A 13,772-nucleotide genomic window follows, 5' to 3' on the forward strand; every position below is an offset into this window, starting at 1 on the left:
GTTTTTACAGTTAGGGCCGGTTTTGCAAAGGGACAGGAGGAATATTTGTGGAAAAAAAGAAGCTCGTTTTAATTGATGGAAACAGCATTGCCTACCGCGCTTTCTTTGCATTGCCCCTACTCAATAACGACAAAGGCATTCATACAAATGCTGTGTACGGGTTTACAATGATGCTGCAGAGGATCCTTGAAGATGAGAAGCCGACTCATATGCTTGTCGCATTCGATGCCGGAAAAACGACATTTCGCCATACAACATTCAGTGAATACAAAGGCGGAAGGCAAAAGACGCCGCCAGAGTTGTCCGAACAGTTCCCGTTCATCCGTGAATTATTGGACGCTTACCAGGTTTCAAGATATGAGCTTGAAAATTATGAGGCCGACGATATCATTGGAACTCTATCGCTTGAAGCTGAAAAAGAAGGTTTTGAAGTGAGGGTGATTTCGGGGGATAAGGACCTTACACAGCTGTCATCTGACAAAACGACAGTCGGCATTACAAGGAAGGGCATTACCGATATCGAAGAATACACTCCGGAGCATATACAAGAAAAGTATGGCCTTGAACCTTGGCAAATCATTGATATGAAGGGCTTGATGGGTGATGCATCAGATAATATCCCAGGAGTTCCAGGTGTCGGTGAAAAGACGGCTATCAAGCTTTTGAAGGAATTTGAAACTCTCGAAAACCTGCTTCAATCCACAGACAAGGTAAGCGGGCAGAAATTGCGTGAGAAACTTGAGGAATTCAAGGGCCAGGCAATCATGAGCAAGGAGCTTGCGACAATTACAAGGGAGGCGCCAATTGAAGTAAAGCTTGATGAAATATCCTATGAAGGCTTTGACAAGGGTAAGGTCGTGTCGATTTTCAAAGAGCTTGGCTTCAATTCACTGCTTGATAAACTCGGCGAGGATATTGGCGGAGATGAATCGGAAGCGGATCTGGCTGAAGTCAATTTTGAAATACCGGCGGAAATAAGCGGAGATATCTTTGGGGATGAAACAGCCTTTTTTGTTGAAATTCTTGAAGATAATTATCATTACGCTGACATAATCGGAATGTCTGCAGTAAGTGAAAAGGGTCGGTTTTACCTTCCAGCGCAAAAAGCGCTTGAGTCCTCTGAATTCAAGCAATGGGCGGAGGATGAAACGAAAAGGAAGGTTGTGTATGACGCCAAGGCGACCGAAGTGGCCTTGCGAAGGCGCGGCATTCATCTCAAGGGGGTCATTTTCGATGTGTTTATCGCCGCCTACATTATTGACCCTTCCGCAAATAGTGATGACCTTTCCACGATTGAGAAGAAATATGGATTTCGCAATGTCCAGGCCGATGATGCGTTTTATGGAAGGGGCGCGAAAAGGAAAGTTCCCGATGAGGCGGATCTGGCGGGGCATCTAGTCAGAAAGGCAATTTCGACAGCGGAACTTAGGCCGCTGCTGGAAAAAGGACTGCGTGAAAACAGCCAGTACGAATTATTTACTGAGCTTGAGATGCCGTTGAGCCTAGTCCTCGCCGATATGGAATCAACGGGGATAAAGGTTGACCTTGCCAGGCTAAAAGCTATGGGCAGTGAAATCCACGAAAAATTGGAAGTCATTGAACAAAAGATCCATGAAATGGCCGGTGAAAAATTTAATATCAATTCCCCGAAACAACTTGGCGCCATTTTATTTGAAAAGCTGGGTCTTCCTTCGGGCAAAAAAACAAAAACAGGATATTCAACCTCGGCCGATGTCCTTGAGAAGCTTGCGGATGAGCACGAAATCATCAGGCTAATCCTTGATTACCGGCAGCTTGGGAAACTGCAGTCCACTTACATTGAAGGGCTCCTGAAAGTGGTGGATCCCAAAACGGATAAGGTCCATACCCGCTTCAATCAGGCTCTAACGGCAACTGGAAGGCTAAGCTCAACGGACCCGAACCTTCAGAACATCCCCATCAGGCTTGAAGAGGGCAGGAAAATCCGGCAGGCTTTCATCCCGTCCGAGGAAGGCTGGGTCATTTTCGCGGCGGACTATTCTCAAATTGAGCTAAGGGTGCTCGCCCATATCGCGAATGATGAAAAACTGATTGAAGCATTCCAGGAGGGCGAAGATATTCATACAAAGACGGCAATGGCTGTTTTCCATGTCGGGGCGGATGAAGTAACCTCGAACATGCGCCGCCATGCCAAGGCTGTCAATTTCGGGATTGTATACGGAATCAGCGATTTCGGCCTTTCCCAAAGCCTTGGGATTACAAGAAAAGAGGCCGGGAAGTTCATAGAACGGTACCTTCAAAGTTATCCGGGTGTTCAGGATTATATGGAAGATATCATAAAAGTCGCCAAGCAGAACGGATATGTAACAACCCTTATGCACAGAAGAAGATACATCCCTGAAATCACCAGCAGGAATTTTAACCTGAGGAGCTTTGCCGAGAGGACGGCAATGAACACGCCAATCCAGGGAAGCGCGGCCGATATTATTAAAAAAGCGATGATTGACATGGCTGACGCGCTTAAGGAAAAAGGTCTAAAATCCCGCCTGCTTCTCCAGGTTCATGACGAATTAATTTTTGAAGCGCCTCGAGAAGAAATTGAAACACTTGAGACACTTGTTCCTGAAATTATGGAAAATGCCCTCGAGCTAAACGTCCCTCTAAAAGTGGATTACTCATACGGGCCAACCTGGTATGATGCAAAATAGGCGCGGGCGGCAAAATGGAAAGGTGGGCTTGGAATGCCGGAACTGCCGGAAGTAGAAACCGTCAGGAGGACGCTTGAACAGCTGGTAATTGGAAAAAGGATCAGCAATGTATCCATCTTTTGGCCAAAAATGGTGAAAAATCCAGAGGACACAGCTCAATTCACCGATGCATTAAGGGGTCAAAGTTTCCTTGAAATCGGCAGGCGGGGAAAATTCCTGATTTTTTATACGGAAGAGTTTGCCCTTATTTCCCACTTGAGGATGGAGGGAAAATATTCTTTGAACAAATCCGGCGACCCGACGGATAAGCATACCCATGCGATTTTCTTTTTTGAGGATGGAACCGAGCTTAGATACCGGGACGTCAGGAAATTCGGGACGCTTCATTTGTTCCTGAAGGGGACGGAATTCAGCCAGCCTCCACTTTTCGGCCTTGGACCGGAGCCTTTTTCGGAACAGTTTACCGCGGGGCATTTGGCCGAAAAGCTCGGGAAGACGAACCGGAAGGTAAAAACCGCGCTGCTTGACCAGCGGGTCCTTGTCGGGCTTGGAAATATTTATGTGGATGAGGCGCTGTTCAGATCTGGCATCCATCCGGAGCGGCCCGCGAACACGCTTGTCGGGGAAGAAATAGAAAGATTATATGAAGAGATTGTGGCCACACTTGGCGAGGCCGTTGAAAAAGGCGGCAGCACAATCCGTTCCTATGTGAATTCACAGGGACAAATGGGAATGTTCCAGCTTGAATTGTTTGTTTACGGCCGAAAAGGCGAAGAATGCAAAAACTGCGGGACGCCTCTATCCAAAGGAGTTGTCGGCGGCAGGGGAACCCATTACTGCCCGAATTGCCAAAAGTTATAGCCGCGATTTGTAAGTTTTAAGGCGGTTGCCTTTGGAGCGAAGCAATCCTTCTCGGACTTGCCCTGTCCCTTGATTCGTTTGGGGCAGGGATTGGGGCGGCTATGCTTGGCCTGTCCCCGATTTATCTTTCATTGGCAGCAGCAGCCATGAGTTCCGGATTCGTCTATGCCGGAATTAAATGCAGTTCCTATTTTTCGCATTGGCGCTGGTTTGAGAAGATCTCGTTTTTCCCTGGCGTGCTGCTCATTATTTTGGGGATTTGGAAATTATATAGTATCGGGGTAATCATTATGGTATTGACTATCGGGTTAACCGGCGGAATCGCCAGCGGAAAAAGTACAGTAGCAAATATGTGCAAGGAAATGGGCATACCGGTCATTGACGCGGATATAGAGGCACGCCTTGCTGTCGAACCAAGTGAGCCCGCATACAGGAAAATTGTAGAAGCTTTCGGCCCTGGAATCTTGCTGCCCAACGGGGAATTAGACAGGCAGGCGCTTGGCGCTCTCATCTTCCATGACGTAGCAAAAAGAAATCTGCTGAACGGGATTGTCCACCCGGAAGTAAGAAAAAGGATGGCTGAAAAAAGGGAGGCTGCGGAAAAGTCCGGAGCGGAAGTCATTATCCTCGACATCCCTCTCCTTTTTGAAAGCAAATTGACACATTTGGCGGATAGGACACTCGTCGTCCAAGTCGACTGGGAAACCCAGCTTTCCCGGCTAATGGCAAGGAATTCTTTTTCAAAGGAAGAGGCGGAAGCAAGAATCCGTTCCCAAATGCCCTTATCTGAAAAAGCGGCCTTGGCAGATGCTGTCATTGACAATAACAAGGGAATTGAAGAAACAAAACGCCAGCTGCTTGAAATACTTGCGCGCTGGCGGGCGGAACACGTCATATAGCTGGTTTTAGGATACAGGGACCCACAGGTATGGGTGCCTGTATTTTTTTGTCTATTATTTTTAAAAAAACACATTGAAAAAGGTAAAAAATCAACGCATTAATCATCACAATTTGTTTTAAATATGTTATACTAATTGTGTAAAAATGCGGATATAAGTATAACATAGTGTGGAAGGAGCCAAATAATGAAGGCGAGAATTGCGATCAATGGGTTTGGGAGAATTGGAAGGATGGTTTTCCGGAAAGCCATTCTGGAAGAAAATATTGATGTGGTTGCTGTCAATGCCAGCTATCCAGCTGAAACACTGGCACATTTAATTAAATACGATACAACACATGGCCCTTTCAATGGGGATGTGGTGGCTCTCGAGAACGAACTGATTGTAAATGGAAAGCGTGTTAGTCTGCTTAGCAACAGGAACCCAGAACAGCTGCCATGGAAGGAATTGAACATAGATATTGCAATAGAAGCTACAGGGAAATTCAATTCACGTGATAAGGCGGCCCTCCATCTTGAAGCGGGAGCGAAGAAAGTCATTATCACAGCTCCGGGAACAGATGAGGATATTACAATTGTAATGGGCGTAAATGAAAGCGCATTAAATATTGAAGAGCACAGCATCATTTCAAATGCCTCCTGCACGACAAATTGCCTTGCGCCGGTCGCGAAATTGCTTGATGCGAAATTTGGAATTGAAAACGGCCTGATGACGACCGTGCATTCATATACAAATGATCAAAAGAACATTGACAATCCCCACAAGGATTTAAGGCGTGCGAGGGCTTGCGGCCAATCCATCATCCCGACCACTACTGGTGCCGCCAAAGCGCTAGCCCTGGTGCTTCCGCAGCTTAAGGGGAAGCTGCATGGGATGTCACTCAGGGTTCCGACCCCAAATGTATCCCTTGTCGACCTTGTTGTTGACTTGAAAAAGGATGTTACTGTTGAAGAAGTCAATGCGGCATTCATTGAAGCGTCCAGGGGGGAAATGAAAGGCATACTCGATTTTACAGATGAGCCACTCGTTTCGGTCGACTTCAATACCAATTCGCATTCTGCTATCATCGATGGCCTGTCGACAATGGTCATGGGCGGCAGGAAAGTAAAAGTATTGGCATGGTATGACAATGAATGGGGCTATTCGTCCCGCGTAGTCGACCTGGCGCTTTATGTCGCCAAGCAAATAGCTTCCAAATCGGAAATCAAAATAGGATAACGTGAAAAGCCGCCGTGTTGGCGGCTTTTCTGCTTGTTTGGGGTACATTGAAGTTCGCGAGTCTTTCAGCTTTCTGGGAGCTGTTTTTTATTCAAAACTAGGTCGCTGAGTGAGAAAGATTAAGCTATTGAAAAAAGATATTCGGAATCAATGACAATGTTTTCATATTCGTCAAAGGAAATCACTCAAATCCCGTTGAGTGACATTGATTGGGCACAATTTGAAAAGGAAGTCACGCAAATCCGTTAACAGACAGGCGTTTGTAACCCTGTAAAAGCATTTCGCTTCCAGATACTCCCTATATACCAAGGATAGCTACCAAAAATCAGCCAAAATCCGCTCCCGTTGACGGTCGCTTTCTTTGAATTAAAAATCATTTTAATAGGTTGCAAAAAGAATATAAACAAAGTATACTAGTCATCGTGAACTTCTTGAAATTAGGTAGCGATTAATTACTTAAAGGGTTAGGACCTCTCTGGACTAACTTTCCCCCGTGGTAATTACCGGTTACCGTCAATTGTATGGTTTCAAGAATGAAGCGAAAATGTTTGAGGGGGATAATTTAATATGGAAACTATGGGACGACACGTGATCTCCGAACTGTGGGGATGCGACTTTGAAAAGCTGAATAACATGGATTTTATTGAAAGAACTTTTGTTGAAGCTGCTTTAAAATCAGGAGCCGAAATCCGGGAAGTGGCATTTCACAAATTTGCGCCACAGGGAGTGAGCGGGGTAGTCATTATTTCCGAATCCCACCTGACAATCCACAGCTTCCCTGAACATGGGTATGCTAGCATCGACGTTTATACGTGCGGCGATTTGAATCCAAATGTTGCCGCGGATTACATCGCTGAAGCGTTGAATGCACAAACACGCGAGAATATCGAACTTCCTCGCGGCATGGGCCCTGTGCAGGTTAACCAGGCGAAAGCCCTTTAATTTCATACTGACGAAACCAAAGAGGCGTGAATGCGCCTCTTTTTATATTTGTCCACGAATAAATCAAATTAAACCTTTTAGATAACTCGAAACAAGTTGTTGTAATCCAGCTCCACAAGGAAAGCTGCGGCAGCATAGCATCGCACGAAAGAAAAGTGTTTTTCTTTTCCGAGGAGCGCCTAGCACCTCGAGGTCGCTTCGGTCCTTCAGGTGAAGTCAAAGAGCGACTTCTCCTTCAGGCCCTCCAGCGCTTGTCGGGGCTGACCACTAAGGAAAGCTCCTGAGAATAATCATCGCAGGGACAGGCGGTCTTTGCCTGTCACGAAGGCTCTTGCGCATTTTGTTCTTTTCCTAAATGTTGTACACTGGATATAGTTAATGTTCAACCTGCCTTCAACAACCCGAAGGCAAGAAAAAAAGCGGTGGGGGAAGGAATTGTGTTTAAGAACTTGGTGCAGCGTTTTTCAAATGTATGTGAAACGAGCGAAGGTAATTCCGATGGCGGGCTTCGGACGCGTTATTACCGTACAGGCAAAGACCCGTTGTTCACAAGCCTGGAAGGGGTCCTCAGCAAACGGCCGGGATTCAGGATTGTGGATTCATCGAAAGAACGGGGGGAAATCGCCTGCGAGCTTTCCGAACCTATTCCCTCCTTCCTGATCATCACAATTGTGAATGTCAGGCCATTTGAAACAGCCGTGGATTTCCATCTTTCAACCGAACGCCCCGCTATATTGGGGAACTATAAGAAACTGAGGGGAATCGCGCTTGATTTATACAAGGTTCTGGACAAGACGCATGCATATATTGGCTCCGGGAAAAACAATGAATAATCCTTGTACAAAAAGCCTCTTTTATATAAGATTAAAGATGATGGGAATACAATTTCAACCCGGCAACGATTGTGAGTGATGCCGGAAACAATTTGGAGTTGATTGAATGAAATGCCCGGCTTGCCAAAATAGCGGTACACGCGTGCTTGATTCAAGGCCTGTCGATGAAGGGCGTTCCACTAGGAGAAGACGTGAATGCGAGGAGTGCAGCTACCGTTTCACGACATTCGAAAAGGTGGAAGAAATCCCCCTGATTGTTGTTAAAAAAGAAGGCACACGTGAAGAATTCAGCCGCGATAAGATATTACGCGGTTTGATCAAGGCATGCGAAAAGCGCCCGGTCGCACTCCATCAACTTGAGGAGATTACAAGTGATGTGGAAAAAGAGCTGCGCAGCCAGGGAACTTCCGAAATAAACAGTGAAGTGATTGGTGAAATGGTGATGGACAGGCTTGCATTGGTCGACGAGGTCGCCTATGTCCGTTTTGCCTCCGTTTACCGACAATTTAAGGATATTAATGTATTTATAGAAGAACTGAAGGAATTACTAAAAAAAGAAAAGGGTTAAAGGCAAGTGGATGGAACTCCATTACATATGCCAGGACTTAGGCATTCGCTAAAAAGGAGCGGATGCCTCATTTTTCTAAAATGGAAAAGAGGTTAAGGTTATGGCCCAGCACTGGCAGGAACTTGTACCGGTTGACAGATATATAGTCGCCTCAAACGGCCTCCTTCATGAGTATGATAGAAAAATACTTTCTTTTCTCTATCAGCCCCTGATTGGGTCTGAATGTTTCAGTGTGTATATGACTCTCTGGAGCGAACTTGAGGAAAACCGTTTATGGTCCGAAGCATCTTCCCACCACTTTTTAATGAACCTGTGCGGCTTGAACCTGAAAAGGATTTATGAGGCTAGGCTAAAACTTGAAGGAATCGGCTTGTTAAAGACCCGTGTAAAAAACGAGGATGACATCCGGTCGTTCATCTATGAACTGCAGCCCCCGCTAAGCCCGCAACAATTTTTCATGGATGGGATGCTGAACGTTTACCTGTACAGGAAAATCGGCAAAAACCATTATCTTAGGCTGAAACATTTCTTTTGTGACGGCACAATGCCGGAGCATGAGGGGTATGAGGAGATTACAAAGCCATTCCAGGATGTGTTTGTTTCAGCTCCATCGAACTCCCTTCAATATTTGCAGGACCATTCTGAAGAACTTGACGCGGAGGACGGGAAACAGTTTATTGGCCGGCAAGCTGCCGCTCCCATTCAGCTTCCCCACCATACGTTCAATTTTGATCTCCTTGTCTCGGGATTGGGGGATTCCCTCGTTCCAAAAAGGTCCCTAACCCCGAAGGTGAAGGATGCCATTTGCAACCTCGCCTTCCTGTATAATATTGATGCGCTTCAAATGAAAAACATCGTCCTTAGCGCTGTGAACGAGAAGGATGAAATAGAGATAGAAGAGCTGAGGAAGGCGGCCAGGGATTGGTACCAGTTCGAGAATTACGACAAACTGCCCGCATTGGTTCAACGCGTCCATCCTATGGCCGACAGGGTCCAGCACGAGGAGCCAAAAACCCAGGAAGAAAAGCTCATCAAGTATTTGGAGACAGCTTCGCCACTTCAAGTTCTGAAAGACCTATCCGGCGGGGCGGAGCCTTCAACCGCAGATTTACAGGTTATCGAGGGCGTCATGCTGAACCAGCAGCTGCTTCCAGGGGTAGTCAATGTGCTCATCCAGTTCGCTATGCTGAAAACCGACATGAAGCTGACGAAGGGATATGTTGAAAGGCTGGCGGGCCACTGGGCGAGAAAACAAGTCAGGACGGTTAAAGAGGCGATGGAACTGTCAAGGCAGGAACATGCCAAATACATTGAATGGAGTTCTGGCAACGGGAAACCATCCACAAAAAAGCAGTCGAAGCAGAAACCGATCCGTACGGAAATGCTTCCGGAATGGTTCGATAAAGAAGGAAATCCTTCAAATGGGGATACAGGCGGTACCGAGGAACTTGAAGCAAGGAAGAAAGAAGTCGAAGAAATGCTGAAAGCGTTCAGGGATTAGAAAGGAGGGAACTGAATGGAGCGGATTAACCAAACACTGAAACGGCTTGCGTCAAATGAAGATTTCATGAAACGGTATGAGCAAATGAAAAGCCAAATCATGAACGACAGGGATGTCAGGGAATTTATCCAAAAGAACAAAGACAGCATTACCGAAAACATTATTGAAAAAAGCATGGTTAAGCTTTACGAATATACGAATCAAAGCAAGCATTGCCAGTTTTGTGAAAGCCTTGATAAGTGCCGGAACATTATGCAGGGCTACCACCCAGGGCTTGTTTTGCAGCGGGATTCCATTGATATTCAATATGAACGGTGCCCTCGTAAAATAATGGCGGATGAAAAGAGGAAAAATGAACGGCTGATCAAGAGCCTGCATGTGCCCAGGGAAATCCTCAATGCTTCATTTTCATCCCTTGATGTTGAAGGCCTACCGGGAAGATTGGAGGCAATGAAGAAAGCCGCCTCATTCGTCATGGAGTACCAGAACGGGGAGAGGCCAAAAGGGCTCTATTTATATGGGGAATTTGGGGTCGGAAAATCATTTTTGCTCGGCGCGCTGGCCAATGAGCTTGCAAAGAAACAAATCTCTTCGATGATTGTTTACGTACCCGAGCTTCTGAGGGAAATGAAAAGTGCGATAGGGGACCACACCCTCAATGAAAAAATAGATGCATTGAAAAAGGAACCAGTCCTGATGCTGGACGATATTGGCGCTGAAGCTGTGTCGAGCTGGACAAGGGATGAAGTGCTTGGCCCAATTCTCCAATTCAGGATGCTGGAAAATCTGCCAACCTTCTTTTCCTCCAATTTCAACCACAAGCAGCTGGAACACCATTTAACTTACAGCCAGCGAGGGGAAGAAGAAAAAATGAAAGCCCGCAGGATTATGGAACGCATAAAGTATTTGAGTGAGCCTGTGATGCTTGATGGTCCGAACCGCCGCCAATAATAAGGTAATACCTTTCAGGAAGCCGCTTCTAAAGCGGCTTCTTTTGCTTTTTCAAAAAGGCCGTGGTACTTCTAATCCCACTATGTCCCCCATATACATGATTATAGGAACCAGCGGGACAGGGAGGGATATGGTTGGGAGAAATCATCTTCGAGAACGGGCCTGATGCCAGGGGCTTCTTTACGCGGGTACAAAAGCAGTTTCAGAATGCCGGGCACGGTATCGAACTTCAGATTATAGAAGACCGCCATTGCAATAAAATACTATTTGGGTCCCTTGATGGGAATTCAATTGATAAATTAGCGCAGGCTTTCTGGTTGTACCTTGCCGAGGCCAAATGGGACGAGTGGTTCAGGGGGATTTTGCGGGACACATATTATTTCAGCGACCCCTCAGAGCAGCAGCACATTATTGACATAATGCACTCCATCCTTGAAGGTGACAGGAGGGAACTGTTTGTTTTCCTCGGGAAAAATGGTCCGGAAAGCTATGTAAAAGAATCAATCGGGCAGATGTTACGGGAAGGCACGAGTTTTTCGTTTGATTCATTTGTAAAATTCAGGCTCCGCCCTTTTTTTGACTATATGGAGGAAGTGGCTGCCCTATCTATCGATGAATATAAAATGGAGCAGGAATACCTTATTTTTATTGAGTCGTTAAGGGAGTTTGTCCAGGGCCGCCCCGCGCGCATGAACCTGCTTCACGTTCTGGCGGGTGAAGAAATCACATTTTACGATGAACAATTGGCCGAAGTAAAAAGGGCTGAACTTGTAAAAATGATTGACAGGAAGCTACTGAACAACCACCCGGTATATGTGGATTCGTATTCAATCGCGCCGCTTCTCTCGATTGCCCCGGCTGCAATCCACCTATACGCGGAGGAACCGGAAATACCACTTATCAGGACGATTTTGAACATTTTCGAGGAAAGGGTCGAGCTCCATAAAACGGATGAGTTTCCGGCCAGGGCTTAGGGGCAGGGAAAATGATCTGGCCGCTTGATTTTTTTATGGCAAATCCTTATAATAACGTACATAGCAACTATCGAAGCAAAAGTGATGATAAGGACATGGGTGTTTCTTTACGGCTTGCAGAGAGGGAAGGATTGGTGGAATCTTCCCAGCACGAATGGAATGCTTACCCCCTTTAAACTCCAGCCGTGAAAGTGGACATGAGTAATTGCTGGCGGCCGCAGCCGTTATCTGTATAAAGTCATTTTTTCAAACGGGCCGGTGTGCCTGTTTAAATGAAAAATTGGGTGGAACCACGTGCGTAATAGCTCGTCCCTTTTCCAGGGGCGGGCTTTTTTGTTTTTTCAAACCAGCTTGGCGGAATTTCGCCAGGTTTATGAATAGAAGGAGGAAAATAACATGGCAGAATTAAAAATTACGTTCCCTGATGGAAATGTGAAAGAATTCGCGAAAGGTACTTCAACAGAAGATATCGCCGCATCCATTAGCCCGGGATTAAAGAAAAAGGCAATCGCGGGCAAGGTGAACGGGAAAATGTACGACCTGAGGAGACCGATTGAAGAAGACGCATCGGTGGAAATCATCACCCAGGATTCCCCTGAAGCGCTCGAGGTGCTTCGCCACAGCACGGCCCACCTGATGGCACAGGCAATCAAGCGCCTGTATCCTGAAGCCAAATTTGGGGTTGGCCCTGTAATTGAAGGCGGGTTTTATTACGACGTAGACCTTCCTGAATCGTTGACTCCGGAAGACCTGCCGGCCATTGAAAAAGAAATGGCTAAAATCGTGAATGAAAACGTTGAAGTGAACCGCAGGGAAGTCAGCCGTGATGAAGCGGTTGCTTTCTTCAAGAAAATCGGTGATGAATACAAGCTTGAGCTCATCGAAGCGATTCCTGCAGAGGAGACAGTCACAATTTATGACCAGGGCGAATTTTCCGATCTTTGCCGTGGCGTTCACGTCCCATCAACAGGGAAAATCAAGGAATTCAAGCTTTTGAGCATTGCCGGCGCTTACTGGCGCGGTGACAGCGATAATAAAATGCTGCAGCGCATTTACGGCACCGCATTTTTCAAAAAAGAGGATCTTGCGGAACACCTCCGCCTGCTTGAAGAAGCGAAGGAGCGCGACCACAGGAAAATCGGCAAAGAGCTAAACCTGTTTACAAACTCGCAAAAAGTCGGACAGGGGCTACCAATCTGGCTTCCAAAAGGCGCGACAATCCGCCGGATTATCGAGCGCTATATCGTTGATAAGGAAACAAGGCTTGGTTATGATCACGTCTACACACCTGTCATGGGAAGCGTTGACTTGTACAAGACTTCCGGCCACTGGGACCACTACCAGGAAGATATGTTCCCGGTTATGGAAATGGACAATGAACAGCTTGTCCTCCGCCCGATGAATTGCCCGCATCATATGATGGTATACAAGAATTCCATGCATAGCTACCGCGAGCTGCCAATCCGTATTGCGGAGCTCGGTCTGATGCATCGCTATGAAATGTCCGGAGCCTTATCCGGTTTGCAAAGGGTGCGCGGCATGACGTTGAATGACGCCCATATCTTCGTACGCCCGGACCAGATCAAGGAAGAATTCAAGCGTGTCGTCAACCTGGTCCTTGAAGTTTATAAGGACTTTGATATCAACGACTATTCATTCAGGCTTTCCTATCGTGACCCAGAAAACACTGAAAAGTATTTCGATGATGATGAAATGTGGGAAAAAGCGCAGGCTATGCTGAAGGAAACGATGGATGAGCTTGGCCTTGAGTATTTCGAGGCGGAAGGCGAAGCCGCTTTCTACGGACCTAAGCTTGACGTCCAGGTTAAGACGGCGCTCGGCAAGGATGAAACATTGTCGACTGTCCAGCTAGACTTCCTTCTTCCGGAGCGATTCGACCTTACTTATGTCGGCGAAGATGGCAAGCAGCACCGCCCGGTTGTTATCCACCGCGGAGTTGTATCCACAATGGAACGTTTCGTCGCGTTCCTGATTGAGGAATACAAGGGAGCATTCCCAGCTTGGCTAGCGCCAGTCCAGGTTCAGGTTATTCCTGTATCACCGTCCGCCCATTACGAGTATGCCCGTAAAGTCCAGGAGCAGCTTCAGATGGAAGGGTTCCGGGTTGAGATGGATAATCGCGATGAAAAAATCGGCTATAAAATCCGTGAGGCGCAAATGCAAAAGATTCCTTACATGCTTGTCGTTGGTGACAAAGAAGTGGAGGAAGGCGCCGTCAACGTCCGCAAATACGGCGAACAAAAGTCGGAGACAATGCCATTTGATCAGTTTGATGCACTCTTGAAAGCGGATGTAACACGATAATGAAAAACAGCTG

General features: G+C 46.7%; 11 protein-coding genes, 1 pseudogene and 1 other annotated feature. All 12 genes and pseudogenes read left to right on the forward strand.

Translation table 11 applies throughout. The features are described 5' to 3' along the window. The first annotated feature begins 47 nt into the window (after nt 1-47). The 12 genes and pseudogenes from polA (at nt 48) to thrS (ending at nt 13,759) form a co-directional block, all read left to right on the forward strand. Nucleotides 48-2,687 (forward strand): DNA polymerase I, encoded by a 2,640-nt coding sequence (gene polA / locus DRW41_RS14455; RefSeq protein ID WP_115452714.1) that lies wholly within the window; start codon nt 48-50, stop codon nt 2,685-2,687. Between the two features lie 33 nt (nt 2,688-2,720). Next, nucleotides 2,721-3,548 carry a DNA-formamidopyrimidine glycosylase gene (gene mutM, locus DRW41_RS14460; RefSeq protein WP_115452715.1) on the forward strand — a complete coding sequence of 276 codons (828 nt, stop codon included), beginning with the start codon at nt 2,721-2,723 and terminating at the stop codon, nt 3,546-3,548. Nucleotides 3,549-3,592: 44 nt separating this feature from the next. Further along, a pseudogene (locus tag DRW41_RS23660) lies at nt 3,593-3,799 on the forward strand (manganese efflux pump); the annotation flags it as partial. Between the two features lie 39 nt (nt 3,800-3,838). Then, the gene (gene coaE, locus DRW41_RS14465) at nt 3,839-4,447 is read left to right on the forward strand and encodes a dephospho-CoA kinase (RefSeq protein ID WP_181884568.1); all 609 of its coding nucleotides are present in this window, start codon (nt 3,839-3,841) and stop codon (nt 4,445-4,447) included. Between the two features lie 186 nt (nt 4,448-4,633). Continuing rightward, the gene (locus DRW41_RS14470) at nt 4,634-5,665 is read left to right on the forward strand and encodes a glyceraldehyde-3-phosphate dehydrogenase (RefSeq protein ID WP_115452717.1); all 1,032 of its coding nucleotides are present in this window, start codon (nt 4,634-4,636) and stop codon (nt 5,663-5,665) included. Between the two features lie 567 nt (nt 5,666-6,232). Beyond that, on the forward strand, nt 6,233-6,607 hold the full coding sequence (gene speD, locus DRW41_RS14475) for an adenosylmethionine decarboxylase (protein WP_115452718.1): 375 nt from the start codon (nt 6,233-6,235) through the stop codon (nt 6,605-6,607). A 437-nt stretch (nt 6,608-7,044) separates the two neighbouring features. After that, on the forward strand, nt 7,045-7,440 hold the full coding sequence (locus tag DRW41_RS14480) for a hypothetical protein (RefSeq protein ID WP_115452719.1): 396 nt from the start codon (nt 7,045-7,047) through the stop codon (nt 7,438-7,440). 106 nt (nt 7,441-7,546) lie between these two features. Then, nucleotides 7,547-8,008: a transcriptional regulator NrdR gene (nrdR, locus tag DRW41_RS14485; protein ID WP_115452720.1), complete on the forward strand. Its 462-nt coding sequence runs from the start codon at nt 7,547-7,549 to the stop codon at nt 8,006-8,008. A gap of 100 nt (nt 8,009-8,108) precedes the next feature. After that, a complete protein-coding gene (locus DRW41_RS14490) occupies nt 8,109-9,509 on the forward strand; it encodes a replication initiation and membrane attachment family protein (protein WP_115452721.1) in 1,401 nt (466 codons plus the stop codon). 15 nt (nt 9,510-9,524) lie between these two features. Beyond that, nucleotides 9,525-10,460, forward strand: coding sequence for a primosomal protein DnaI (dnaI, locus tag DRW41_RS14495; RefSeq protein ID WP_115452722.1), 936 nt, complete (start codon nt 9,525-9,527; stop codon nt 10,458-10,460). Between the two features lie 134 nt (nt 10,461-10,594). Beyond that, nucleotides 10,595-11,434: a putative sporulation protein YtxC gene (locus DRW41_RS14500; RefSeq protein WP_181884561.1), complete on the forward strand. Its 840-nt coding sequence runs from the start codon at nt 10,595-10,597 to the stop codon at nt 11,432-11,434. Nucleotides 11,435-11,509: 75 nt separating this feature from the next. Continuing rightward, nucleotides 11,510-11,751 (forward strand) — a binding site (T-box leader). Between the two features lie 79 nt (nt 11,752-11,830). Next, a complete protein-coding gene (gene thrS, locus DRW41_RS14505; protein ID WP_115452724.1) occupies nt 11,831-13,759 on the forward strand; it encodes a threonine--tRNA ligase in 1,929 nt (642 codons plus the stop codon). The last annotated feature ends 13 nt before the right edge of the window (nt 13,760-13,772 follow it).

This window comes from Neobacillus piezotolerans (assembly GCF_003362805.1).
Lineage (GTDB): Bacteria > Bacillota > Bacilli > Bacillales > Cytobacillaceae > Bacillus_D > Bacillus_D piezotolerans.